We start from the raw sequence: 765 nt of genomic DNA on the forward strand, positions 1-765 counted from the left end.
GAGTCCGGTTTGCCGATCCTGTCGGCCGACAACCTCGCCGACGCCGCCGAGAAGGTGGTCAAGGCCGTGAAGGAGGCCGCGTAAGATGGCTGTTCTCGTCGATAAGAACACGAAGGTGATCTGCCAGGGCTTCACCGGAGCCCAGGGCACCTTCCATTCCGAGCAGGCGATCGCCTACGGCACCAAGATGGTCGGCGGCGTCACCCCGGGCAAGGGCGGCACCAAGCACCTCGACCTGCCGGTCTTCGACACGGTGGCCGACGCGGTCGAGAAGACCGGCGCCAACGCGTCGGTGATCTACGTGCCGCCGCCCTTCGCCGCCGACGCCATCCTGGAGGCGATCGACGCCGAGATCCCGCTGGTGGTGTGCATCACCGAGGGCATCCCGGTGCTCGACATGGTGCGCGTCAAGCGCGCGCTGGGCAACTCCAAGACCCGTCTGATCGGGCCGAACTGCCCGGGCATCATCACGCCCGACGAGTGCAAGATCGGCATCATGCCCGGCCACATCCACAAGCGCGGCAAGATCGGCATCGTCTCGCGCTCGGGCACGCTGACCTACGAGGCGGTGGCGCAGACCACCGCGGCGGGCCTGGGCCAGACGACCTGCATCGGCATCGGCGGCGACCCGGTCAACGGGACGAACTTCGTGGACAGCCTGGAGCTGTTCCTGAAGGACCCGGAGACCGAGGGCATCATCATGATCGGCGAGATCGGCGGCGACGCCGAGGTCAAGGGCGCGGAGTTCATCCGCGACTCCGGGAC

The 765-nt window shown here is 67.6% G+C and carries 1 protein-coding gene; it reads left to right on the top strand.

All coding sequences use genetic code 11. The features are described from left to right. Positions 1-85: 85 nt before the first annotated feature. On the top strand, positions 86-765 hold a 680-nt coding region (sucD, locus tag GBZ26_RS29685), incomplete at its 3' end, for a succinate--CoA ligase subunit alpha (protein ID WP_174441839.1).

The sequence above is a fragment of the Azospirillum formosense genome (assembly GCF_013340925.1).
Lineage (GTDB): Bacteria > Pseudomonadota > Alphaproteobacteria > Azospirillales > Azospirillaceae > Azospirillum > Azospirillum formosense.